The 23,900-nt window shown below is 32.4% G+C and carries 25 protein-coding genes; 5 read left to right on the top strand and 20 right to left on the bottom strand.

The window, feature by feature from the left end; genetic code table 11:
• The first annotated feature begins 550 nt into the window (after positions 1-550).
• Positions 551-1,774, top strand: coding sequence for an L-lactate MFS transporter (locus BLV37_RS04830; protein WP_244270470.1), 1,224 nt, complete (start codon positions 551-553; stop codon positions 1,772-1,774).
• Between the two features lie 46 nt (positions 1,775-1,820).
• Here the strand turns inward: BLV37_RS04830 and BLV37_RS04825 are convergent, their stop codons facing one another.
• The 7 genes from BLV37_RS04825 to BLV37_RS04795 form a co-directional block, all read right to left on the bottom strand.
• Entirely contained in the window at positions 1,821-2,693 is an 873-nt protein-coding gene (locus BLV37_RS04825; RefSeq protein WP_091728038.1) for an alpha/beta hydrolase, read from the bottom strand.
• Positions 2,694-2,734: 41 nt separating this feature from the next.
• Positions 2,735-3,718, bottom strand: a complete 984-nt coding sequence (locus BLV37_RS04820) for an NUDIX hydrolase (protein WP_091728036.1) — start codon at positions 3,716-3,718, stop codon at positions 2,735-2,737.
• 167 nt (positions 3,719-3,885) lie between these two features.
• Positions 3,886-4,983 (bottom strand): GerAB/ArcD/ProY family transporter, encoded by a 1,098-nt coding sequence (locus BLV37_RS04815; RefSeq protein WP_091728035.1) that lies wholly within the window; start codon positions 4,981-4,983, stop codon positions 3,886-3,888.
• Positions 4,984-5,010: 27 nt separating this feature from the next.
• Entirely contained in the window at positions 5,011-5,241 is a 231-nt protein-coding gene (locus tag BLV37_RS04810; protein WP_091728033.1) for a hypothetical protein, read from the bottom strand.
• Between the two features lie 3 nt (positions 5,242-5,244).
• Positions 5,245-6,441, bottom strand: coding sequence for a Ger(x)C family spore germination protein (locus BLV37_RS04805; RefSeq protein ID WP_091728032.1), 1,197 nt, complete (start codon positions 6,439-6,441; stop codon positions 5,245-5,247).
• Positions 6,442-6,458: 17 nt separating this feature from the next.
• A complete protein-coding gene (locus tag BLV37_RS04800) occupies positions 6,459-7,994 on the bottom strand; it encodes a spore germination protein (protein ID WP_091728030.1) in 1,536 nt (511 codons plus the stop codon).
• A gap of 144 nt (positions 7,995-8,138) precedes the next feature.
• Positions 8,139-9,632, bottom strand: coding sequence for an amidase family protein (locus BLV37_RS04795; RefSeq protein WP_091728028.1), 1,494 nt, complete (start codon positions 9,630-9,632; stop codon positions 8,139-8,141).
• 217 nt (positions 9,633-9,849) lie between these two features.
• Between BLV37_RS04795 and BLV37_RS04790 the strand changes: the two genes are divergently transcribed.
• Both BLV37_RS04790 and BLV37_RS14990 read left to right on the top strand, forming a co-directional pair.
• Complete coding sequence (locus tag BLV37_RS04790) at positions 9,850-10,941, top strand: XdhC family protein (protein ID WP_208975201.1); 1,092 nt, start codon at positions 9,850-9,852, stop codon at positions 10,939-10,941.
• Between the two features lie 34 nt (positions 10,942-10,975).
• Positions 10,976-11,128, top strand: a complete 153-nt coding sequence (locus BLV37_RS14990) for a hypothetical protein (protein ID WP_176967875.1) — start codon at positions 10,976-10,978, stop codon at positions 11,126-11,128.
• 35 nt (positions 11,129-11,163) lie between these two features.
• On the opposite strand, the gene BLV37_RS04785 is transcribed toward BLV37_RS14990, so the two are convergent.
• From BLV37_RS04785 to BLV37_RS04770, 4 genes are all read right to left on the bottom strand, one after another.
• Positions 11,164-11,520, bottom strand: a complete 357-nt coding sequence (locus BLV37_RS04785; RefSeq protein WP_091728027.1) for a GIY-YIG nuclease family protein — start codon at positions 11,518-11,520, stop codon at positions 11,164-11,166.
• Positions 11,521-11,522: 2 nt separating this feature from the next.
• Positions 11,523-11,798 (bottom strand): hypothetical protein, encoded by a 276-nt coding sequence (locus BLV37_RS04780; protein WP_091728025.1) that lies wholly within the window; start codon positions 11,796-11,798, stop codon positions 11,523-11,525.
• A 128-nt stretch (positions 11,799-11,926) separates the two neighbouring features.
• Positions 11,927-12,763, bottom strand: a complete 837-nt coding sequence (locus BLV37_RS04775) for a family 1 encapsulin nanocompartment shell protein (RefSeq protein WP_091728023.1) — start codon at positions 12,761-12,763, stop codon at positions 11,927-11,929.
• A 12-nt stretch (positions 12,764-12,775) separates the two neighbouring features.
• Positions 12,776-13,141 (bottom strand): demethoxyubiquinone hydroxylase family protein, encoded by a 366-nt coding sequence (locus BLV37_RS04770; RefSeq protein ID WP_091728020.1) that lies wholly within the window; start codon positions 13,139-13,141, stop codon positions 12,776-12,778.
• Positions 13,142-13,359: 218 nt separating this feature from the next.
• Here BLV37_RS04770 and BLV37_RS04765 point away from each other — a divergent pair, with 218 nt between their 5' ends.
• Positions 13,360-14,073 carry an EcsC family protein gene (locus BLV37_RS04765; protein WP_091728018.1) on the top strand — a complete coding sequence of 238 codons (714 nt, stop codon included), beginning with the start codon at positions 13,360-13,362 and terminating at the stop codon, positions 14,071-14,073.
• Here the strand turns inward: BLV37_RS04765 and BLV37_RS04760 are convergent.
• The 8 genes from BLV37_RS04760 to trhA all read right to left on the bottom strand — a co-directional run bounded on the left by BLV37_RS04760 (position 14,042) and on the right by trhA (position 20,990).
• Positions 14,042-15,433: an MATE family efflux transporter gene (locus BLV37_RS04760; protein ID WP_091728015.1), complete on the bottom strand. Its 1,392-nt coding sequence runs from the start codon at positions 15,431-15,433 to the stop codon at positions 14,042-14,044. The genes BLV37_RS04765 and BLV37_RS04760 overlap by 32 nt on opposite strands.
• 52 nt (positions 15,434-15,485) lie before the next feature.
• Positions 15,486-16,190 carry a DNA/RNA nuclease SfsA gene (sfsA, locus tag BLV37_RS04755; RefSeq protein WP_091728013.1) on the bottom strand — a complete coding sequence of 235 codons (705 nt, stop codon included), beginning with the start codon at positions 16,188-16,190 and terminating at the stop codon, positions 15,486-15,488.
• An 18-nt stretch (positions 16,191-16,208) separates the two neighbouring features.
• The gene (locus BLV37_RS04750) at positions 16,209-17,084 is read right to left on the bottom strand and encodes a radical SAM/SPASM domain-containing protein (RefSeq protein ID WP_091728010.1); all 876 of its coding nucleotides are present in this window, start codon (positions 17,082-17,084) and stop codon (positions 16,209-16,211) included.
• Between the two features lie 24 nt (positions 17,085-17,108).
• Positions 17,109-17,657 carry a hydrolase gene (locus BLV37_RS04745; RefSeq protein WP_091728007.1) on the bottom strand — a complete coding sequence of 183 codons (549 nt, stop codon included), beginning with the start codon at positions 17,655-17,657 and terminating at the stop codon, positions 17,109-17,111.
• Between the two features lie 115 nt (positions 17,658-17,772).
• Positions 17,773-19,023 (bottom strand): DUF438 domain-containing protein, encoded by a 1,251-nt coding sequence (locus BLV37_RS04740; protein WP_091728005.1) that lies wholly within the window; start codon positions 19,021-19,023, stop codon positions 17,773-17,775.
• A 43-nt stretch (positions 19,024-19,066) separates the two neighbouring features.
• Positions 19,067-19,294, bottom strand: coding sequence for a DUF1858 domain-containing protein (locus tag BLV37_RS04735; RefSeq protein WP_091728002.1), 228 nt, complete (start codon positions 19,292-19,294; stop codon positions 19,067-19,069).
• 158 nt (positions 19,295-19,452) lie between these two features.
• Entirely contained in the window at positions 19,453-20,265 is an 813-nt protein-coding gene (locus BLV37_RS04730) for a Nif3-like dinuclear metal center hexameric protein (RefSeq protein WP_091728000.1), read from the bottom strand.
• Positions 20,266-20,303: 38 nt separating this feature from the next.
• Entirely contained in the window at positions 20,304-20,990 is a 687-nt protein-coding gene (gene trhA / locus BLV37_RS04725; RefSeq protein ID WP_091727997.1) for a PAQR family membrane homeostasis protein TrhA, read from the bottom strand.
• A 396-nt stretch (positions 20,991-21,386) separates the two neighbouring features.
• Between trhA and BLV37_RS04720 the strand changes: the two genes are divergently transcribed.
• A complete protein-coding gene (locus BLV37_RS04720) occupies positions 21,387-23,492 on the top strand; it encodes a zinc ribbon domain-containing protein (protein ID WP_091727994.1) in 2,106 nt (701 codons plus the stop codon).
• A 63-nt stretch (positions 23,493-23,555) separates the two neighbouring features.
• Here BLV37_RS04720 and BLV37_RS04715 read toward each other — a convergent pair whose 3' ends face one another.
• Positions 23,556-23,744 carry a hypothetical protein gene (locus BLV37_RS04715; RefSeq protein WP_091727992.1) on the bottom strand — a complete coding sequence of 63 codons (189 nt, stop codon included), beginning with the start codon at positions 23,742-23,744 and terminating at the stop codon, positions 23,556-23,558.
• Positions 23,745-23,900 lie beyond the last annotated feature (156 nt).

Below are 23,900 nucleotides of genomic sequence, written 5' to 3'. Positions count from 1 at the left end.
GAATCCTATAGTACGCAATATCAATTCTATTACTAATTTAAATACTTTAGGTCATATTACACTTTTATCCTTGGCTCTTGCGGCTATTGCTGATAATCAAAAGGATAAAATTAGGTCCTTAACTAAGTTTAAAAAAGCTTCATAGTAATTTCAGAGCCTACTCTTTTGGTTTTTAGAATTCAGAAATACCAACCTTAGCTTTGCTATGCACTTTTTGTTTTATTTTCTTTTAAAATTTCCATTTTCAAGACAAAACCTATTATTTTATGTCTGTTCCAGATGAGTATATATTTGATATTTAATTTTAAAGTTTCTCTAGTCAAATTTTATTAATTATGCTCATCTCTAAATATATAGATAACTGTCTATATATAGTATATTCTTAGACATAGATAAGTGTCAATATGTTTATTTATTTTTTTATATATCTTTATCGATTATCTATTCATGGGTTTATTATCTCTTTGTAAAAAATAATAAAGATTATCTACACTTCAAACAAAATCTAGTATAATAGGAGTAAAGAATATATGATAGGTGGATTGAACATATGAGAACAATGAAAAACAAAGGATTTGTTGTTTTATGGGCAGCTGTGGGAATTAACTTTTTAACAGGTATGCTCTATACATGGAGCGTTATAAGTAAGGCCTTAATTAATGTCCTAGGCTGGACTAGTAAAGAAGCCTCTCTTCCTTACACTATATCTACTATTTTCTTTGTAATATCCATGGTCATATTTGGAAAGGTACAGGATAAAAAAGGACCTAGAGTAACTAGTACAATAGGCTCTATTTTAGTAGGATCAGGATTTATATTGTCAGGCTTTACTCACAGTCCCATAGTTATGCTTTTTACTATTGGTATCATAGCTGGCTCAGGTATTGGAATAATAACTGTATCTACAACACCTCCGACGGTAAAATGGTTTTCTCCTGAAGAAAAAGGAAGAATTACTGGAACAGTTGTGGCTGGCGTTGGTCTTTCCTCAGTTTTTTACTCACCACTAGCTAACTATCTTCTCACAAAAGTGGGTATTAATAAAACATTTATTATTATTGGTTCTTTAGTATTAGTAATTACAACAATTTTATCTCAACTATTAGCAAATCCACCAGAGGATTATGTGGTTGAATCTAACAGTTCTAAAAAATTAGTAAAAATACAAAAGGTCAAGGATTTTACAGGTAAGGAAATGTTAAGGACCCCTTATTTTTACAAGCTATGGATTATGTTTTCTTTTTCTTCATCTGCTGGACTTATGATTATAGGCCATATTTCCACAATATCTAAAACTCAAGTTAATTGGGAGGGTGGATTTATTCTAGTCATGTTTTTAGCTATTTTCAATACACTAGGCAGATTTTTGGGTGGAATATTCTCTGATAAAATCGGCAGAAATAATTTAATGAGAATAATGTTTATGCTTCAAGGACTCAATATGGGTTTGTTCCCTTTTTATAAAAGTATAACTCTTTTATTTGTAGGTGCCTCTATAGCAGGCTTATGTTATGGTGCTGGATTTTCTGTTTTCCCTTCTGCAATATCTGATACATATGGCACTAAATATTTTGGTATCAATTACGGCTTAATCTTTACAGCATGGGGAATTGGAGGGATAATAGGTCCAATGACAGGGGCTACCATATATGATTTTACAAATAATTATAATATGGCTTATTTAGTAGCAATGGTGCTATTAATAATATCTTCTGCTATAGCTTTTACTATTAAAGCTAATGAATTAGGTTCTAAAGCAATAGAGGAAGCTTAGGTGCTTTAAAACCTTGTAGAAAGAAACATCTATGATTATTTTATAATCATAGATGTTTTTTTAAAAAATCTAATACTTGCTCAAACACTTTTAAGGTTGTTGGATTTTTCATGTCATTATCGAATAAATGACCTTCTTTCTCCAGCTTTATGAATTCCGTATCTACTCCATGCTCTTCGAGCCTTTTTGCCATTTTTAGTGACTCTTCATATGGTACGTCTGTATCTTTAGCTCCATGAATCAAGAGTGTAGGAGGGAAATCTGAATTTACATTGTGTATTGGACAAAAAGGCATTATATTTTCCTTCTGGAACAGAGTATGGTATCCGCTTACCTCCCTTGTCCATATTCCTTTTTGTCTTAAATATAGATAATATAAAAATCTATCTCTTCCTCCTTCTGTTGCAGCTTTGTCTCCAATAACATTGTAAGCTTCTTCCTTTGTCACTAAGGGCATATTGCAATAATACTGACTAGGCTTTCCATACCAATCAGCAAGTATATCTCCATATCCATAAAAGGATATTATTGCATTAGGTTTGTCCTCATAGGTCCCCAAAAGCAAACCAAGATAGGCACCTGCAGAGTGTCCTACTATTGCAATTCTTTTAGGGTCTATCCCTAAAACCTTTTCTCCTTTTTCCTTAGCCCAGCTTAAAGCATCTTTAATATCTTCAAATATATCTTTTAGTTTTGTTTCAGGTGCCAATCTATAATCTATAGAAGCAACCGAATATCCTGCCTTATTGTATAATCTAATCTGTTCAGAAATAATATCCTTTCTTGAGCCAAATATTAATGCTCCACCGTGAATGTATATTATTAGAGGTGAGTTTCTAATATTGGAGCTATAATAATCTAAGCAAATAGAACAATCATCAGTTTTTTTGTAAATATATGTTTCTGTAGATTTTAGCATTTATTTACCTCCAAAATATTTCTAAGTCTATTAAGCTAATATTATATAAATATTTCTTTAATATTATATAAATTATCCCTCTTTATATAGGTTATTATAGTCATATTATCATTAATGACTTTTTTCTCTTGGCTTTGAACATATCCCATTTTCTCGTAAATATAACAGTTTCGCTTTTCAGATTGTATGGTTTCAAGCTCCCAGGATTCCGCTTGGGGATACATGCTTTCTAAACGTTTCATTACCTCTTGACAAATGCCTTTGCCTTCATATTCTTGGAATATGTTTATTATATGAAACTTCATTATGCCTAGTGCTTTTTCATAGACAAACACACTACCTACTAAAGTATTTTGAAAGAGAATCTTGTAATAATCTCCTATATCAAACCTTCTTAAAAATCTTTCCTTGCTTTGAGTTACAGGACTTGTGTCATAATCCTGATATTTTTCGTATAAGGGCATAAATATCTCTCTTTGTAAATCTAATAGGGTTTCTGCCTCATCAATTGTTGCTTTTTTTAGTACTAATCCAGAGTTTAGTAATTCATATAGTCTATCAAAATAACTATATTGTATAAATTCGCCTTCAAATGCCATTTGCTTCATTTCTTCGTAGCTAACCCATTTTACATCTGCAACCTCTTCGTATTGAAGCTTTAATTCCTTAATATCTGCATTTTGTCTAATGAGCCAAACATCATCAAATCCACGGTGAAATTTAATAGTAAATAGAAACTCTGACTTATCCATATCTAAATCTAGGCCTATTTCCTCTTTTGCTTCTCTAACTGCTGCTTCTTCACTACTCTCGCCTAATAAGGCAGAACCTGCAGCTGCGCAATCCCACATATTTGCCCAGCCTTTTTTCCAAGGCTGTCTCTTCTGTATTAGAAACTCTCCATCATCATTAACTATCCAAACATGTACAACAATATGATAATCTCCTTCTCTCATTGGATTAGATCTATCATGTGTCCTATTAGTTTTATGCCTGTATTTATTATAAATATCCCATAGCTCCATAAGGCCTTCCTCCAAGATTTTATTCTGCCTTGTCATAATATCAATTTGTAACACTCTCAAGATGTACTTTTTCATAAATTATATCATATTTAATTTGGCTAGGAAACTTGTCCGCTTTACAAGAAGCATGTTTTCTTTTATTGAGAAAATCATCTGTCCTAGATATTTTAAGCACTTTGTTTCTTTTTCTTTAATAATCCTAGAATTATTAATAGTAAAGGCAGTAACAATCCAAAAGTCATTACAATAGATATCCATGTTAAGGAATCCCATTCGTATTGATAGGCTGTATCAGGAAAGGCTATCAAGGATAAACCTAGCACAAATATTCCTAAGGGGGTAACTATATACTTATAATCTTTAAGATTAAATACATTGTATATGCCTATCAAGGCTGCATTCATATATAGGGATGTTCTGTAGAAAATTGATATCATCCACATTATAGCTATTATTGGCTCCATTCTTTGAAAGAAATTTAATACATTGACTTTTTTTGCTAAGAGATAGGTGGGAAACTCAGATTGCGCAGTTATTTTATGACCTAATACAAGTATACAAAACAGGGTAGTTATGAACATAACAGCCCCACCCATTATATAGCCCGTAATGAAGCTTTTCCTATAATTAGTTGCAGGCTCTACCCAATCAGAGGGAATCATTAATAGTATAATCAAAGGAAGACAAAGAATAGATATTTGAACTACTGCTGCACTTAAAATAGGTTTGAGACCATATTCAAAAATAGGCTGTAAATTTTCAAGCTTGGATTGAGGAGCTATCAATATAGTTACTAATATAAATAAAAAAATAATAGTAGGAAATAGAAACTGAGCAGAACGTGAAATAGTCTCTAATCCAAGTCTTGCTCCATAAATAACCACAACCGTATATATAATATGTATAGCATAAATAGGTACTTCTGTTAATACTTGAACCTTCAGAAAGTTACCTAAATACCAGATTGTTTGTGATGCTGTAATAATAAATATAATAACTAAAAAAATATTAACAGCAGTCCCTAGCCATTTACCAAATATATACAGGATTGTTTCAAAAAAGTTTTTTTGTGGATATAGCTTAGCTATAGATGTGTATAGTAATATAATTAGGACGCCCACTCCTATGCCTATTAGCGGCACCATCCATGAGTCTTGTTTTGCTCTATTAGCTACAACTCCTGGTGTTACTAAAATAGTTGTGCCTATTGTAAAAACGGCTACAATAATAGAAAATTGCTTGCTGCTTATTCTAAACCTTTCCATAAAAACATTACCTGCTTTCTCATATTACTAAAGTATTTTTGATATTAATCTATTTAAAGGATTAAACATACTTTCAAGTATGCTTGCAGTACTTGGAACCTTAATATCTAAGCTTATAAGCGAAACTAATATAATACCTGCAATGAGAAAAACCACATATAGCTTTAGCTCCTTTTTCAGGTTTTTCTTTCTCATGCTTGGTACTTCTATTGCTAAGATTATAATTCCTATAATAATGAATAATAATATTTTAAGCATATCCTACTCCATTTCTCTCTCTTCTAGTACCATAGTGGTTGTTCCTGTTTGCTTAATTTCAACATCTACAGTTATGTTTACAGTTATATTTTTAAACCTATTACTCCAATCTTCTTTTAGATCATTCCATATCTTGGGATGTTTTCTGTATATTGCCTCTCCAAACCCAAAAATATCAGTATTAAGCTCTTCTTGAGCTTTTTTTATAACTGCTCTGCATTCTCTTTGGATATTATCCTCTGCCATTTTTTCTATTTTGTTTATATTGTCCTCCTTGGTTAAATCCATATCAATCTGGATCTCCCCTATACTGGCTTTTGCTTTAATATCTACATTTATTATTGGCATACCCTCATATAACTCTACTTTTATCTTAGATTTTGCTTCCTTTATCTCTAAGGCTATATTTCCTTTCTCAAATTCCTCTAATGTTTCAATTGTGCTTTCAATGTTGCTAGTAATATATGAGTATCCCTTACATTCATCGTTTTCAAGCCAACCAACAAGCTTATCTTTTTTAAATGCCGCTAAGTATTGTAGCCTCAAAAGATCAGGTGGTGATACTTTATCTAGGGTTCTAACATCTTTTCCTTTTTCATCTTCACCTGTTTCTACAATTCCAGCTAGGACAAGACTTTGCCCTTTAAAGCTTAATATTCTAATAAGCTCATCAAGCTGAACTTCTTTAGTATGCCCCCAAACCTTTTTAGACACCTCTATCGAATCATGTATAAAGTTTGCAGGTATATTTTCTATAGGAGTTAAAGTATCTAATATATTATATGCAGTACTATTCTTAGCAACTAAAATATAAAAGTCCGTACGAAGTTCATGGTCTCTTGAAATAAAATCTATTATATTTTTAATACCACTTCTAGCTATTTCCTCTCCAAGAACTAGGACCTGAACATGAGACAAATATAGTTTTCTAGTTGCTTCCCTAGACATAGTTCGGATACCCTCAAAGATAGTTGGTGCTGTAACTGTACGAACAACTACAGGTGATTTTCCTTGGGAGTATTTTTGAGAGATTTCGCTTGGAATAATAATCTGTGCAGTTATCCTGTATTGACTATCCGCCTTATCTATTCCAATTGCAGTTATTATTGCTAGTCTGTTTATTTCGTTACTGCTTTGGCAGCCGCTTAGGCTCATGTTTAGTATAATAATTAATAAAAGAAAAACAATTCTTCTGCTCATAGTATTTCCCCTAAAGATTATTTTTTATTTCTAGGCTTATGAGGAGCATCCTCACCTTGTCTCACTAGGTTTTCCTTACTAATACTTTTAGGTCTAAGCTTCGTCTTACATATTAAGGCTCTAAATATGCTGTCCTTCATCTCATATCCAACAAAGGGGGATATAGGTGATGTATATGGTACACCAAAGGATCTTAGGCTGCATAAATGTAGCGTTAAAACTATTAACCCCATGACTATGCCATAAAGTCCAAAGGTAACAGATAGTATAATGAAAGCAAATCTCAATAATCTGGCTGATAAAGCCATTTTGTTATCAGGTGTGGCAAAGCTGCTTATAGCTGTAAGAGAAACTGTAATCACCACAAAAGCAGATATAATCCCTGCTTCTACAGCAGCTTGGCCAATAACTAATACACCTACTATGGATATGGTAGAACCAACAGTTCTAGGCATTCGTGTACTAGATTCTCTTATAATCTCAAAAGCGATTTCCATTATAAATATTTCTATGAATACAGGAAAAGGGATGCCCTCTCTTTGTGCTGCTATACTTATAAGCAGTGGAGTAGGGAGCATTTCTTGATGAAATGTAGTCATAGCAATATATAAGGCTGGAGTAAGCATGGTTAAAAGATATGCTAAATATCTTAGCATACGAATAAAAGAACTTGTGATGAAATAGTCATAATAATCCTCACTTGCCTGAAAAAATTGGATCAATACAGAAGGAGCTGTTAGTATAAAGGGAGAGCCATCAACGGCTATGGCTACCCTACCTTCGAGCAAATCAGCAACTAAGGTATCAGGTCTTTCTGTACTAAATATTGTGGGGAATGGTGTGTAAGGTTCATCCTGTATCAGCTCCTCTATATAGCCACTATCTAATATACCGTCTATATCTATTCTCCCTAAGCGAACACGTGCCTCTTCAACTATTTTTTCATCTGCAATCCCTTTTATATATACCAATCTAACATCTGTTTTTGTAATCCTTCCTATTAAGTATTTTTCTATCCTTAAGTTTTTATCCTTAACCCTTTTACGAATAAGAGACAGATTTACTCCTATATCCTCTACAAAGCCTTCCTTTGGACCACGAATAACCGGTTGAGATGTTGGCATTTCAACCTTCCTGCCTTCACTATGGCTAGTATTAATTGATATTGACTTTTCATAGCCTTCAAGCATTATAATTGTACTTCCTAATAAAATGTCTAGTATAATTTTTTCAAGGCTAAAGACTTCCTTTACTTCTCCAGCAGATAAAGGAAAAGACATTAAGTATTCTAGCAGGTTCTTTTTCATGAAGGTAGACCTATCCACATCTACTATATTATTACTAATTTCAAGCATGAAATCTTGAACAAACCTTTTATCCACTAGCCCATTTATATAAATCATAGCTGCCCTTGAATCAGAGTTTATACCTAAGTTAAATTGTCTAATAGTCAAATCACTGCTATTTCCCATCTCTTCTTTAATATATTTGATATTATTCTCAAGATTTTTACTTATGATTATACTGTTATTATTATTTTGTTTTTCTGTCATTGCTATGACCTCTTTTATATTATTTGAAAACCAGCTGTTTATTCTATTTTAGTTTTTTCATAATTAGATTTTATATTCAAAAACATAAATAACCCTACTATAAAAACCTATAGTAGGGTTATTTTTTCATTTATATCTATTTAATTAACCTTTCAAACAAGGTGTGCTAACAGGAACCTTACGATAATGTGTTGCTTGCTCAAACCCATATGCAATTTCTATTAGCTTTCCTTCATCCCATTCTCTGCCTAAAATTTCTAGTCCTACAGGAACTCCAATAGGTGCTTCTTCTGTTGGAGTTGTAAATCCAGCAGGTACTACACAAGAAGGGAATCCTGTTGCTGAGCCTAGTACACCATTTCTCTCTGCTTGTGGCTCTCCAACCTTTACTACAGGTCGTTTTTGATGAGGAAATGCTATTGCATCTAAATCGTATTCTGCCATAATCCTCATTACGAGGTCTCTAAGCTCCATTCTCTTTATAAGACGTTGATTGTATTCAGGAGTATTTATATCTAAAGTTTGGGCAAACTTAATGTTTTCCTCTATTCCTTTATGATATTTACCTGATTCTATAACATCCTCAAGAGAATTAACCTTTGCACGTGCTCCTAGATCCTTTAGGTATACATTTAGATGTGATTTTAAATCGTAAAGATGTACACTTACCTCTTTAACCAAGCTATCTGCATCTATGTTTTCTTCAATTGGCACTAAGGTTGCCCCATTTTTCTTCATTTCTTCTAATCCATTATTAACAACCTTGTTAACTTCCTCGTGTATATGACTTTTACCAAAGAAGCTTTTTAATACCCCTATCCTTTTGCCTTTTAAGCCATCTTTGTTTAAAAAAGCTGTATAGGTTTCTGGTTTATGTCCAATGGACCAAGCTGTTTGAGGATCTGCAGGGTCATATCCTGCTATTGCATCTAATACCTTAGCAGTATCTTCTACTGTACGCATAATAGGTCCAGAAGTATCTTGAGTCATTGAATAAGGTACTATTCCATCTCTACTAACTAGCCCTACAGTTGGTCTAAGTCCTACTAAGCTACAAGCTGATGCAGGAGAACGTATTGAGTTAATAGTGTCTGATCCTATACCTATAAGGCCAAAGTTTGCAGCCACTGCAGCACCTGTCCCGCCGCTAGAGCCTCCTGGTGTTCTAGTTAAATCATATGGATTTAAGGTTTGACCTAAAATAGAGCTAACTGTTTCTCCCCATACTGCAAACTCATGTAGATTTACCTTTGCAATAATAAGAGCTCCCGCTTCTTTTAATTTTTTAGTAATGAAAGCATCGTCCTCTGGAGTTACACCTTCTAAGCTAAGTGAGCCTGCTGTAGTTGGCATGTCTCCTGTATCTACATTATCCTTTAGTAATACTGGTATCCCATGAAGTGGCCCTATAAATCCTGACTCCTTAAACTTTTTATCTAGCTCATCTGCAATTTCTAGCACCTTCGGGTTTATCATAATTACTGAATTGAGAGCAGGTCCTTTTTGGTCATATGCCTCTATTCTTTCTAAATACATCTCTACCAATTGACGGCAAGTCAGCTCTCCTCTTTTCATTGCATCATGAACTGATGAAATAGTAGCTTCCTCCAAAATAAAGCCTTTTTTTTCTGTACTCATAACGTCACCTACCTAAATATATTTTTGAATCTATGTTAACAAAAAACGTTTACACCTGTCCTTACATTTATTATATATTTATTTCTCTTATATAATCAATGTTATTTGGGTACAAAAAAGGTAGAGGATACTTATAAGGTTTCCATAATAGAATAAAAATCCTATCCCCTAATTTTATTCTATGATAAGATGTTTATAATAAAATCAATTTAATTGGATGGTGAAAAAAGTGTTTAAGAATATCTATAAAAAACTATCACAGGAACTAGAATTAGGTAATGAAGTAGCTATGCTAACTTTCTTGAAGCCCACTAGTGATAAGAAGGGAGCTATTACAGATAAATATGTTTTAGTTAAAGATAACTTAGAAAATGATTCCTTCTTTAAGGAGAAGGATAAGGTTCTTAAGCAGAATATATTGAATGCATTTGAAACTGGCTATCTTCAGATTATTAATACTGAGGATGAAAATATTTTAATCGAGCCCTACTTTCCTAATCCAAGATTAGTTATTTTTGGTGGAGGCCATATTGCTAAGCCTCTAGTGGAATTTGGTGCTAAGGTAGGATTTTCTGTAGCGGTTGTAGATGATAGACTTTCTTTTGCAAATCCAGGCCGTTTTCCCCATGCAGACGAGGTTATATGTGAAAGCTTTGAAAAATCCTTCTCTAGGCTTAATATTAGAAAATCTGATTTTGTTGTAATTGTTACAAGAGGCCATAGGCATGACGGAGTCTGCTTACGTCATTCGCTAGGCCATAATCCTGCATATATAGGCATGATTGGCTCAAGGCGTAGAGTCAAAGGTGTAAAGGATGAGCTTTTAAAAGAGGGCTATTCTCAAGAAAAGCTTGATAAAGTTTATTCTCCTATTGGAGTAGATATTAATGCGGTTACTCCTGAAGAAATCGCCATTTCCATAATAGCCGAGGTTATAAGCGTTAGAAGAGCTAGAAAAAATGCTTTTATCGACGGAAATATTATTAAGTTTAATTGGCCTGAGTTCGATGGTTCTGTAATAGATGAAATGAGTAAAGAATCAGATATTCCTAGAGCTCTTATAACTATAATATCCTCCAAAGGCTCTGTGCCTAGAAAAGCAGGAGCAAAAATGATAGTTTGGCTGGATGGTAAGACTATAGGAAGTATAGGTGGAGGATGCAGTGAGGCTGATATAATAACTTTGTCTAGAAATATTATTCAAAACAAAGGGTACGCTATTGAGCATATTGACATGACAGGAGATGTGGCTGAAGATGAAGGTATGGTATGTGGTGGAATAATGGACGTACTAATAGAAGCTTTTTAAGGATATTTAATCACTATAATTAAGGGGTAAGGGTTTGGCAAACTTGTCTATACACAGCAGTCCTAGATATGTGAAGATTACTGTAGATATTGTCCATAGAATATACAAGGGAGAATTGAAGGAAGGCTTAAAGCTAAGAGATGAAAAAGCTAAAATAGAAAAGGTGTTGACCGAAAAAATTATTTAACTAAATTTGAGTTCAGGCTTTGAGGCCTGAACTCTTTATTTTTCATAAATTTGTACAAGCCCATCTTTCTTTAACTTTTCTAGCCATATCATTTTCATTAGCTCTAGTTCTTTTGTACAATCTATTTTTTCTTCTTTTTCATCATATTTCAATTCTTCTAGTACATCAAAAGAAAACACTTCTTCACCATATTCATTCCAGTCCTGTTGTAACTCCTTTGTTTTATGCATGCCCATCTTCAACTGAAATCTATGACGATTTATTATGCTTTTTAGGTCCTTGCTTACATCTATAAATATTTTTCCGCTTAAATTGTTCTTTATTATAATTGCTCCCATAGGAGGTTTCATTTCTTTATATTCCAGCTTCAATTCTTTTTTTGTTTTCATCAATATTATTCCTCTTCTTTTTTAGCTTTTCGTTCCCTGCTTCTTTGGACATTGGCACAATTTCTACATGATGTGCTACAATATTTTGCCCTGGGGTTATTAGATATGAATACATTATTGCAGTGTTGGCATCTACTAACTAATGCAGTTTCATCAGTCACTGCAAATGCATATATTGTTTCAATAGTTGTTTTAAGTGAATCAAACTGCCAAGCAATCATAGTTTTATCTAATTGATTAATTGTAAATCCTATTTTTTCTGCATGAAAGCTTCCTGCCATAATAGTAACATTTTCAGAATAAAAACGTGAGAATACAATATCTAAAACTAAAGGACATTTGCCAAAAAATTTAAATATATTAAAAAATAAATGGAGAGCAAATTGCTCTCTATTTACTCTTCTATATTTTATTCAAATATAACAATAGACTCTGGTCGTTTTATCCTTAAAATAATAGTTTCTAACATTCTAAATACATGATTAAGCTTTTCAGGTCCAATATATGCTGTTACTAAATCTTGACCTATTACAATATCCATGTTTTCCATTCCTTTTTGCAATAAAACTGCTTTATTATAGCCTAATACTGGTGTTTGATATATTTTGCCATCTATTAATTCTCTTATTCTTTCAATCTCTATTTTTCCTGTTCCTGGTTGAACTTTTTGGAGTTGAACATATAAATCAGGACTTACCACAAGAACATATGGACCATAAAAATCTTTTCTAACTAGTTTTTCTAGTCCTTTTGCAATATCTATAAACGCGTTTTCCCCTTCATTCCAATTATCTTTCTTGAAAATTTGCCTTCCATCTACATTCATTAAACCTTTATATCCCCAATCTTCGTCTCCAAAAAATATAATATGGTCTTCCTTGTGAGCACATGCTGCAGCAGTAATAGCAACAGGTGCAAGATCTAAGGGTAAACCTGTTTTTTTGCTGTTTTCTAAGTCTCTCCATGATATGAAAAAATCCTTGAATACCATAGGTATTTCAACATATTTCCGGTTTTTGACTGCTACTAATTCTATTTCCTCTTCTCCATTAGAACTTATTGTAGCATCCTTATTAGCATTTATTAAATCTATATTTATATTCTGCACTCCTGGACCTAATGGCCCATAAATTGGAATAAATTTTCTGCCTATTAATTGTTCCTTTGCTTTCCTAATTACAACTTCATCTATTTTTTCCCACAATTCTTCTCCAAATGGAGCGTCTTCCCTAAGCAAATATTCCATTCATCTTCCCTCCTATTCTTCTAAAAGACTTCCTACGGTTTTAATTCCTAATTGTGTGATATTGTTTGTTTTCTCTACAATACCTAAGTCCATAAGCATTTCTCTAACCTCTTCTTCTCCTTCCGCAAAAAGCTCTCCTTCACGTGGGTCTAGTATTCTAAGTAATGTCATTAATTCTCCTACATGTGCTTTTTCCTCGTCTCTAATGTCTGCAAGAATTTTCTTTGCTATTGGATTATCAGTTGCTTGGATATGAGCATCATAAATATATATTGCCTCTAATTCTCCAGCTATATCTAGGCGTATTGCCTGAATTAATTCTTCCTGTGTTACTTTTCTGTCCACGTTAGCACTAAATGGATTACCAAAGCTAGGCATAAAATTACACTCCTTTGTTATTTATTAATTTTATTATTGCCCTATGACTAATTATGTAATCATAGTATTACAATATATATGATTGCATATAAATTTTAATTCTAGTAATTACCTTGAAAGTTTATTTGTGTTTTTTATCCTAACATATGGGTAAGATATTTTAGTTGGTTATTAACTTTTTTATTTAGATTTCTAATAATATAAAGCTGGTGATAAAAATGGATAAGTACTATATAAATGCTATAAAAGAACTAAACAATTGGAAAAAGAAAATGCAGAAAAAACCTTCTATAATAAATAAGACTTCAAAGGGCATACAAAATAGGATAAATAATACTTTACCTGACAAATATCATGAGGTTCTTACTTTTGCTATAAAAAATATGATTAAAATTGTATTATCAGGCTCACAGTTCATGACTAAAAATCCTTATCCATCTATGCCTCTTGAAGAAAGAGAAGGTTTAGTTAAAGAAAAAATAAGCTTTTATAAAAAAACTGCTATGCTTGAAGGTGCTAGTACAGGAGCAGGCGGAATATTAATGGGACTTGCTGATTTTCCTCTACTGCTCAGCATAAAATTTAAGTTTCTGTATGATGTTGCAGCTATTTATGGCTTTGATACTAGAGATTATAAGGAAAGATTGTACATACTAAAAATATTTCAGCTTGCTTTTTCTAGTCAAGCAGTGGTTAATAAAGTATTTCATGAAATAGAAAACTGGGAAGAGTATTCTAAAGCCCTTCCCAGTGATATAAATCTATTTAATTGGAGAGAATTTCAGCAGGAATACAGGGATTATATAGACATTGCCAAACTCATGCAGATAATCCCTGGTATAGGTGCAGTTGTAGGCGCCTATACTAACTCTAAGCTTTTAAACAAGCTTGGGATCACCGCTATGAATGCTTATAGGATGAGAGTAATCTAAATACACTTAATCCCTTTGTCTCAGGATTTCTTTTTAATGAGAATATAAATAGGGTGGTTAACACAACGCCCTTAAACATACTAGATATACTTATTGCCCACCATACTCCGTTTAGGCCTAAGCTAGTTGATGAAAGTATTAGTGCTGCTGGTATCCTAAGTCCATTGAATAATATGCCTACAATTGATGGAGGAACTGTTTTGCCTAGCCCATTAAAGGCGCCTGCTGTAGTTATTTCAATACACATAAATAGCTGAGAAAGACCTAGTATTTTAAGATATACTATTCCATATCTTATAGACTCTTCCTCTGGAATAAAAATAGAGAATACGGGTCTTGCTCCAAAGACTAAAAGGCTTGTTGCAAATATTCCTATTACAGATACAATAGCTAATCCAACAAAATATCCCTTAAATACTCTATCCCATTTTTTAGCTCCATAGTTTTGTCCCACAAAGGCACTCATGGCCGTTTGAAAACCTCCTGCCGTCATCCAGGATATGGCTTCTATCTGGGAGCCTACCTTTTGTACTGCTATGGGTATAGGCCCCCACTGGGCTATGATTCTTGCTATAAACATGGCAAAAATGGTAAATAGTCCACTTTGTAGTGCTACTGGTAAGCCTAGCTTTACTATCTTTCTTATATGGTCCCTATCAGGTCCTTTTAAAAGATTGAGCTCTGAAAAAAGCTCATGTCTTTGTTTTGCTATGGTAATAAATATAATCGTTACAGTTATTTGGGCTATTATTGTTGCTATTGCTGCACCTATGACTTCAAGCCTTGGAAATGGACCTATTCCTAAAATTAATAGTGGGTCTAAAATCATATTTATTATAAGTCCTATTGTATTTATGATAAAAGGTGTCTTGCTATCTCCATATCCATTAAATATTGCTGAAAAAACTGGATTTATAAAATAAAATACTAATCCAATAGATATAATAACTAAATAATTTATTGCATTATTGATTATATCTTCTTCCCCTAAATTAAAAAATTCTATTAAGGATTTTCTAAAGATAATAAGTACAAACGCATAAAATAAAGCAAGACAAATAATCATTTGAATACTATGCTTTATATATACCTTTGCTTCCTTCATATCCTGTCTTCCTACTGATTGTGCTACTCCTACTTCTGCACCTATTTTAGGAATCAGTATAAATGCCATGGCAAGCCAGGTGAAAAAGCCTGCTGTTCCTACTGCTGCCACAGCTCTAGGCCCAACTCTTCCAACCCAAATCATATCTGTCATATTATATGCCATCTGAACAAAGGATGTGCCCATGATTGGAATGGCAAGTCTAAAAAGCGCTTTAAATATACTGCCTTTTGTTAAGTTGTTCGTGTAAATCATCTATGTCCCCCTTAAACTTCTAAATATATACTTTCTATTAAGCCCTTTAAGACTATTCTATAATTTCATCAAGTTCTATTTTAACAGGTTTGTCTAAAGATATGGTATTGTAAGACACAATGGAATCATAAACAAATATCTCTACACCATTTTCATGTGCTAGCTTAACTCCTTCTGAAAATGCTCTATCCATTTGCCAGTTTAGCTTAAATACTTTAGGTCCCTTCATCTGTATTAGAAAAAGTATTATTCCTCTGTAGCCTTGTTTAACTGCTTCAATCATTTCTAATACATGCTTAGCACCTCTTTCTGTAGGTGCATCTGGAAACATAGAAATATTATTGTTTTCTAGTGTAACTCCTTTTATTTCAATAAAGCCCTTTTCTTTTTCAGTTTCAAAATATATATCATATCTGGATTTACCAAAGGTTACTTCTCTCTTTAGATGTATTATATCCTCAAGCTCTTTAACCTTTCTCCCTTCTAGTGCTTCAAACACTACTGAATTGGGCACTTGGGAATCCATATTAACTAGCATCTTCCCTTTCCAAACTGCTATAAGTGAATATTTAGTTTTTCTAGTCATATTATGTGAGCAATCCTCTAATAACACTTTTGCTCCTGGTAAAAGCAGTTCTTTACATCTACCTGTATTTTTAACATGTACTATTTCTTCTTTTCCATCTATTAAGACCTGTGCTATGAATCTATTAGGTCTTTTTAAGAAAATTCCTTCTATTATTTTGTCATACTTCATATTTTTCTCCTTCTGATATTATCCAAACTTTTTTCTATACCCGCATTTTCTACACAATTCCTCAACTGCTTTTCTATTTGAGAAGCCATTTATAATATCTCTAGCTCTAGTACTCTCTATTATTTGGGAGAAATGAGCCTTATTTATATTACCCAAGTTAATTATTCCCTCCCCATCAAGACAACAGGGTACTACAGTTCCATCTACTAATATAGCAGCCTGATTTCTAAGTCCATAGCAAAAGCCTTTGCCCTCATCTTCCTCTTCCTTTAAATCAGGCCATTTAAATTCAATATCCTGGTTTAAATATATCCTTTCCATGATTTTAATTCCACTACCAGGTATGACTTTTTCTTCTATTTTATAGTCTAAATTAAACTCTTTCTGGATTATTTGGAGTATTTGAATGTTTCTTCTCTTTTGTAAGTTTGTTGCATTATCCCTGTCTAGATTCCATAGCCTTAAGGCTATGAAAACATTAGTCTTATCAGCTGCTTCCTTTGCAAAGGAGATAATCTCCTTAATATATTCTTCTTTATTATTATGGCTTTGGTTTCCATCAAAGCTATGCAGCGAAAAATTAACCTGCCTTAAGGCCGGCTTCATAAGTATTTTATCTTTTGCTTTACTTATAAGAGTCCCATTTGTTGTTATATTGACCATAAAGCCTTTTTCATAGCTTATGTCTAGAAATTTATCTATTTCTGGATGGAGAAGAGGCTCTCCTTTTACATGAAAATATAGATAATCTGTGTAAGGCTTTACTTCATCTAATATTTTATTGAAGACATCAAATTTCATAATTTCAGGAGATCTTTTTGTTTGTGGACAAAAGCTACAGGAAAGATTGCATACATTTGTAATTTCAATATAGAACTTTTTAAACTTTTTCATCAGCTTATACTCCAGCCTATATATTTATTTTATTAGCTTTGATAATTCTCTGAATACAGGAGTTCCTGCTTCTTTTAACAAATCAAATAGTACTGTTTCCGTATTTACAATAACAGCACCCATTTTATCCATAATAGAAAGTCCATTTAAATAATTTTCCTTTGTTCGTGAGCATACAGCGTCTTCTGCTATAAACACTTCATAACCATTGTCTAATAAATCTCTAACTGTTTGATATACACAAACATGAGTTTCCATGCCTGTAATAATAACTTTTTTTCTCTCTATTTGATTAAGAGCTGTCTTTACTTCTTCAGTATAGCCTGAAAAAGATATTTTTTCATATATATAGTCTCCATTTATATTTTCGCTTATTTCTGTTACTGTCTTGCCTAATCCCTTTGGGTATTGCTCAGTAGCTATAATAGGAATATCTAATTTTTTTGCCGTAGCTATTAAAATATTTGTATTATCAATGGTTTTTTTCCCGTGCTTCATTGCAGGTACTAGACGCTCCTGAATATCAATTATCATTAATATTGCTTCCTCTTGTCTTAATGTAAATCTATTCATTTATAAGCACTCCTTTTAATTATTAGTTTAATACCTTTATAATATCATTTTTTTAGAAATTTATCATATGAAAAAAGCCCCTTAAATATTTAGATGTCTATTTAAGGGGCTTAAGCTATTCAGATAAGAGTCTCTTTTCTCCAGTTATTTCTTGAATAGGTCTAATGTTTTGAGATACCTCTAGTGTTCCCATATAGTTTTTATTTTCATCTCTAACTGCAAAATATCTAATATAGATATATTCTCCTCTTAGTTTAATCCAGAAGCTTTCACTATCCTTCTTTCCGCTTTTGAAATCATCTAGTATTTTTTCTACTGTATTTACACTTGAATGAGGATGACAGTTTTGCACTGTACGTCCTATTACTGATTTTGTTCTTGGGAAAAACCTTTCTTCAGGCTGTGAAAAGTATTTTACTATATCGTCCTTATCTATAAATGTAATGTCAAATGGTAATGTATTTAAAATTCTTTCAAGCTCTTCAACCTTTAATATTCCTGTATCAAACTTAACATAGCCAGCAGGTCCTCCATGGGTTTCTTCCTTTGCCTTTTCTTCTACATTTTCTCTCTCTGGTCTCCATTTTTGAGTTGGTGCTACTAGGCAATAACCTATTTCTTCGCTGTCTTCTGCTATTTTAAGCCACTCATCCTCAGTAAGCACATCTAAAAGCATAGGTACCATTATGCTTTCTTCTTTAAATATCATATCGATAATTCTAGTAGATAAGGCTTCTGCTTTATTTTTTAATTCTTTTGGGTGGATTTCTCCTTCTAATAAATAGGCTTTGAATGCCTTAAGCTCTCCACGAATTTCATCATCTACACCCCACATAACCTTTGGTGGTGCTGTTATATTGTATTTCTCCATATAAGGGAATAATATATTTTCCTTTCTACTATAATGCTTTTCAATGTCGAATAGCAAATTTACGTCTCCTATAATACTATTTTTAATCTCTTCATTTTCATTTTCAACATATGCATCTACTTTAGGTAAAATATTGTTTTTTAGTAAATCCTCTATAGCAAAGTTTTCTTCTTTAAGTACTCTCACAGGATGACCTATTTTTTCCTCTTCCTTTGTTTCTGTATGGATTTCCTCTATTGAACCCTTAAATATTTCCGCATGTACATCACAAAGTCTTTGAATTTCTTCAACTGGCATTCCATCCTTTATTAGCCCTGCTTCCATTTCAGATATTTCGCTGGCAGATACTCCATCTATAAGCTTTGCAAACTGATCCTTAACTTCCTTTGGATCCTTCCCGTCATGTAATTGCATAATTATGTCCTTTAATACTGCCTGTCTCTTTTCCTTATTGGTATCCTCCATTACCTCTCTGTTGTTGATTAATTCACTCATTTTTATTCCTCCTTAATAATTAAAATTTTCTTTACAATATTCATTATTGAATTATTTCAAAGCTGTTTTCCTTTAATTTTTCTATTACCTTTTCTATATGGATATTTTTCATTTGTGTTCCTTTAGGTATGGTCATTACTCTCCCTGCAGTGTTCATCATAATTGGATTTACTATGTCTACAAAGCCTAAATCCCTTAATATTTCCTTTATTTCTGGATACTTATTACATAGCTCATATATAGTTTCGTTTAAAGAAATAACTTTATTCATATATATTCCTCCAATCCTTTCTATATATAAAATATACCCCTATTTAGGAATAAATTATGTGATTGAAATCAATTCTCAATTAAAATTATATAATATTTAAATTTATAGTTATTCCAAGACAAAACAAGGATAGCATTTGCTATCCTTAAGTCTGAAATTTATTTTATTATTCCTTTTACCGTAGTAACCTCTAAACCTTTTTCTCTTAATGCTTCTACAAAAGGATTGATTCCAACTGCATCACTAGCTATATGTCCTGATACTATAAGATTACCTTTATTCTCTTTTTTTAGCCTTATGTAATCAGGGTATGTAATGTGAATATATACAACAGTATTTACTCCATTTTCAAAGTAAGCATTTGCAACATCATATCCTCCGTTTGTGTAAGTACCATGTGCAACTACAGTTTTTCCTGCTTTCCCATTTTCATCACCTATAAGCAGCTCAACTTTAGTCCTTGCCACTTGCATTTCTTTAAAGCTACTCAGTGCTTTTATTACATCTTCAAGAGTAGCATTTTCATCTTTACAAACTTGATCAACTTTATCCTGCATAAGTCTTCTGCCTATTTCATCTAAGGGCTGATGAATATTTAAAAATGGCATATTGAGCATTTGAGCAACTGAAATTGTGCTATCATAATTTGCACTCATAGCTGATATTTTCAACATTTCATATTTATCCTCTATTGCTTTTTGGGCAGCTTCCTCAGGTACTCCATATTTATTCATTACTTTTACATGATCCTTATAGACCTCATGGGCATTTATTATACTTGCCTGTGGATGATGTGCTATTACGGCATCATATCCATTTGCCTTAGCATAGTACAAATCAGAACTATCTATGTCTATACCAAAGAGTATCTTTTTAATACCTTTTCCTTCTACATATATCTCAGAATCAGCAGGGATATAATCAAATCCTGACATATCCAGTGCTAATTTCATTATTTCATTTGTGTTCATCTCTTATCCTCCTTTAAATATAATAACTATCAAATTATTTACTTTAAATATATAAATATGCCTAAAAAATGCATTACACTTCCACCTAGTACAAACAAGTGCCATATAGCATGATTATAAGGTATTTTCTTAATTGAATAAAAAATAGTTCCCAAGGTATAAATTATACCACCTGCTAATAGCCATATGAAAAATCCCTTTGGAACCATCTGTAGCATAGGCTTTATTGCAATAACCACTATCCAGCCCATAAGTACATACATAAGCACAGAAATCATTTTAAATTTATCAAATTTATTATAGGTAAATATTTTAAAGCCAATACCAATTAATGCTATGGTCCAGACAGCTGATAATATGCCTATTCTCCAATATCCTGTCATGGACAATAGGGCAACTGGAGTATAGGTTCCTGCTATAAATAAAAATATTGAGGAATGATCAAATACTCTAAGTATCTTCTTTATCTTTTGATTTTGAAAGCTATGATATAGGGTTGATGATGTATATAGACAAATAGAACAAGCTCCATATATACTGAATGCGACTATTGATATTGGGCTTTTGTCCCATATGGCATATATCAGTAAAATAGTTAGGGTGACTATGCTAAACAAAATTCCTATACCATGAGTTATACTACTTGCTATTTCCTCTTTTAAGGAATAGGCCTTTCTCGAAATTTGGTTGACATCAAGGGCCAAGATCTTATTTTTTTCTTTCATTAACATGTACCTCCTTATAAATTTAATCCTACATATATTATATACAATGTTTCCATAGAACAAAACTATTTAATCTATTGTTTTGTCCTATGGAAGTATTTTTTGTTTAATATTTTCAGGCAGTAAATCCTTCTACAGTCGAAAAATGTAGTATATAAAGCCACTATAAGAAATTAAAAGCAAATAAGGTCTTTTTTAGCAGGTTTTTATTACTTTATGTAGAACTTTATACCTATATAATTGGAATAGACTTTTAGGGGGTGATGTAATATATAGGTTAGAGTTAAGTCTAGTTATTCTACTGGCTGTTTTTGGGCACAAGTATTAGATCCTTATTTAGGCTTTTGCATTGAATGTGTTAAAAAAACAAATTAAGTCATTTATAGGAGGCATATTATGTTTTGTTCTAATTGTGGTGAGAAAAACAATGAAAACTCTAAATTCTGTCGTATTTGTGGAAGCAAGCTTCAACCCCCTTCTAACACGAATATGGCCGTAGAGGTAAAGCAAGAAAGCAGTTTAGTTCAAAGTCAAACAGAAGCAGAAACAAATGTAGTAGCCCATAGTACTGATGAAAATAAAGCTAAAAAGAAGCTATTTCAAAAAAAAGCTCCTATTATAGCTGCAGCTCTTATACTCATATTTTTAATACCAGCTACTATTTTTTTTGCAAAGGGCCTCGGTTTGTTTAATGGGAAAAAGGCCATCTATCCTGTTGTATATATGAAGAAAAACGAATTGGTGGCAAGAGATACTAGAAAAGATAAAGCAACTCCTATTACGGATAAGCTTTGTGATGACTACACGTATGATGATATTTTTGGTTATGGTGATTTTTCATATTTTGCTACCAGTAGCAAGGATGATGCAGCTTCGTTATTTTTCAGGTTCACAAAGGATGGTAAGAAAATGCTATTTCTCCAAAATATAAGAGAAGGTGAAGGCTATGATGAAGTAGCTGACTTATATTTAAGAAATATTGTAGGTACAACTCCAAAAGGTAAGTCCACAGATAAATATGGTATTAAGATAGCATCAAATATTCTTCCTGCATTTGATATCTCATTTGATGGTAAATACATAGTTTATATGAAAAACTGGAATTATGATGATGGTGGCAGTTTGTATATAAATGATTTGAAAAAAGAAATAAAAGTTGCTGGTGATGCATACCCTGATTTTCAAATTTCAGATGATGGAAAACACATTCTTTATAGTAGAGTTAATAGTAATGTATCTGAAAGAGATTATTATATAGCCCTTACAGCTAAAGAAGATAGTACGGAAAAAATAGATTCTGATATAAATGAAATAGTTAAAGTGACTGATAATTTTGAAAAAATTTACTATACAAAAAGCAATGGTGATTCTGGTTATGATTTATACCTAAAGGAAATGGGCAAGGATAAGATTAAACTTTTTAATGATATGGATAGTTTAATCTCTATACAAGAAGATGGCTCTATAGTTTATCTTAAATCCTATGTTGAAACTGTAGACTTAAGAGAGATTGTAAATGATAATATGGCTGCTACTGATAGATTTATGACTATGCCTTATAAGGATAATTACATTTTGTATTATGATTACTACTATTATTATTCTTACCCTGTTTATGATATGGCTGCATATAATCGTGCATTAGAACAGTATTATAGAAAAGAAGAGAGAGATGAGATTAGATACTATATTGCAAACAATCCAACTCATGTTGTGAAAAAGGATTTATATATATATAGGGATGGGGAGTCTGAGAAAGTGGAATCCAGTATAGCCCAAATAATGAATGCTAGTGAAAACAGCTCTATTACTTACTTTAAGTATATTGTAGAAGAGGTGCCAAAACGTAACATCTCTGATTTTAGTAATGCATATGCTGTTGAAAACTACTATTGGGAAAATGTAAATCAGAAAAAAGATTTGTATAGATATACAAAAAGTGATGGCAATAAACTAGTATTGTCTAAAGACGATTACCTTTATATTGTTTTTTCAGAGGATAATAATTATGCATATATGAAGGATTTTGTTGAAGGCAAGGGATATTTACTTAATAAATATGATTTGTCTAACACTGACAATAAGGAGACCATTGCTACAGATGTAACCTACTTTGAGGTTTACCCTGATTCAGAAGTCATTTATCTAAAAGATGAAAAAAATAGCTTAGGTGATTTATATCTAAAGACTAATGATAGAAACGAGAAAATAGCAGAAAATGTAAATTGGTATAGTGTATTTTATGATGAGGATAATAAAGTAATCCTTTGCCTGACTGACTATAATTATGAGAGATATATGGGTAAACTTGTTAGGATTTCAAACTTTGAGAAAAAAGTAATATCTGATGATGTAAATCATTATTTCTATAGAAGTCCTAATGAAGTTTTATTTACTAAGGAATACAGAGAAAGCAGAGGAGATGCAGAGCTTTGGCTTTATAACGGTAAGGAAAAGAATATAAAAATAGATGATGATGTAACTAATCTATTGTACTACTAATTTCAAAGACATCTGTAATAAATATCAAGGGCATATCAAAACGATATGCCCTTAGCTTTTGTTTTATTTAATCACATATCTATATATCAATATGGCTTGGTCTGGTTTTATCTTTACATCACCTTTCAAGAAGGTAACTTTTGGTCCATCTTCCATCTGAATTTCTGTATCTGTTAGGCCTCTTACATAAGCTTGAACTGCTTCTGCATGTGCTAAGTCAACATTTTCCTTTACGCCCCAGGCGGTTGCCATTACAGCACCAGGGTTTCAGGTGTCACACATAGTATCTAGTCTTTCTTTAATAGAAGCAGCTATACTTTGCTTTAGTGCTTTTTCAACATCGCCATCATGTGCAAATAACATATCTTTTTTCTCCTCCTGTTCATATAATAATAGAAAAGTTCAGGT

The organism is Proteiniborus ethanoligenes (assembly GCF_900107485.1).
Lineage (GTDB): Bacteria > Bacillota > Clostridia > Tissierellales > Proteiniboraceae > Proteiniborus > Proteiniborus ethanoligenes.
The sequence above is the reverse complement of the archived record's forward strand: the minus strand, read 5'-3'. Positions and strand labels throughout refer to the sequence as shown.

Bases quoted from the DNA above. Each gene is read 5' to 3' on its own strand.
- BLV37_RS04715 (WP_091727992.1), bottom strand. From the start codon at position 23,744: ATGGCAACCGCCTGGGGCGTAAAGGAAAATGTTGACTTAGCACATGCA.
- BLV37_RS04750 (WP_091728010.1), bottom strand. From the start codon at position 17,084: ATGAAAAAGTTTAAAAAGTTCTATATTGAAATTACAAATGTATGCAAT.
- BLV37_RS04790 (WP_208975201.1), top strand. From the start codon at position 9,850: ATGGTGAAAAAAGTGTTTAAGAATATCTATAAAAAACTATCACAGGAA.
- BLV37_RS04810 (WP_091728033.1), bottom strand. From the start codon at position 5,241: ATGCTTAAAATATTATTATTCATTATTATAGGAATTATAATCTTAGCA.
- BLV37_RS04805 (WP_091728032.1), bottom strand. From the start codon at position 6,441: ATGAGCAGAAGAATTGTTTTTCTTTTATTAATTATTATACTAAACATG.
- BLV37_RS04740 (WP_091728005.1), bottom strand. From the start codon at position 19,023: ATGAGTGAATTAATCAACAACAGAGAGGTAATGGAGGATACCAATAAG.
- BLV37_RS04825 (WP_091728038.1), bottom strand. From the start codon at position 2,693: ATGCTAAAATCTACAGAAACATATATTTACAAAAAAACTGATGATTGT.
- BLV37_RS04775 (WP_091728023.1), bottom strand. From the start codon at position 12,763: ATGGAATATTTGCTTAGGGAAGACGCTCCATTTGGAGAAGAATTGTGG.
- BLV37_RS04770 (WP_091728020.1), bottom strand. From the start codon at position 13,141: ATGCCTAGCTTTGGTAATCCATTTAGTGCTAACGTGGACAGAAAAGTA.
- BLV37_RS04730 (WP_091728000.1), bottom strand. From the start codon at position 20,265: ATGAACACAAATGAAATAATGAAATTAGCACTGGATATGTCAGGATTT.
- BLV37_RS04745 (WP_091728007.1), bottom strand. From the start codon at position 17,657: ATGAATAGATTTACATTAAGACAAGAGGAAGCAATATTAATGATAATT.
- BLV37_RS04720 (WP_091727994.1), top strand. From the start codon at position 21,387: ATGTTTTGTTCTAATTGTGGTGAGAAAAACAATGAAAACTCTAAATTC.
- BLV37_RS04795 (WP_091728028.1), bottom strand. From the start codon at position 9,632: ATGAGTACAGAAAAAAAAGGCTTTATTTTGGAGGAAGCTACTATTTCA.
- trhA (WP_091727997.1), bottom strand. From the start codon at position 20,990: ATGAAAGAAAAAAATAAGATCTTGGCCCTTGATGTCAACCAAATTTCG.
- BLV37_RS04815 (WP_091728035.1), bottom strand. From the start codon at position 4,983: ATGGAAAGGTTTAGAATAAGCAGCAAGCAATTTTCTATTATTGTAGCC.
- BLV37_RS04765 (WP_091728018.1), top strand. From the start codon at position 13,360: ATGGATAAGTACTATATAAATGCTATAAAAGAACTAAACAATTGGAAA.
- BLV37_RS04800 (WP_091728030.1), bottom strand. From the start codon at position 7,994: ATGACAGAAAAACAAAATAATAATAACAGTATAATCATAAGTAAAAAT.
- BLV37_RS04735 (WP_091728002.1), bottom strand. From the start codon at position 19,294: ATGAATAAAGTTATTTCTTTAAACGAAACTATATATGAGCTATGTAAT.
- BLV37_RS04780 (WP_091728025.1), bottom strand. From the start codon at position 11,798: ATGGCAGGAAGCTTTCATGCAGAAAAAATAGGATTTACAATTAATCAA.
- BLV37_RS04830 (WP_244270470.1), top strand. From the start codon at position 551: ATGAGAACAATGAAAAACAAAGGATTTGTTGTTTTATGGGCAGCTGTG.
- BLV37_RS04820 (WP_091728036.1), bottom strand. From the start codon at position 3,718: ATGGAGCTATGGGATATTTATAATAAATACAGGCATAAAACTAATAGG.
- BLV37_RS04760 (WP_091728015.1), bottom strand. From the start codon at position 15,433: ATGATTTACACGAACAACTTAACAAAAGGCAGTATATTTAAAGCGCTT.
- sfsA (WP_091728013.1), bottom strand. From the start codon at position 16,190: ATGAAGTATGACAAAATAATAGAAGGAATTTTCTTAAAAAGACCTAAT.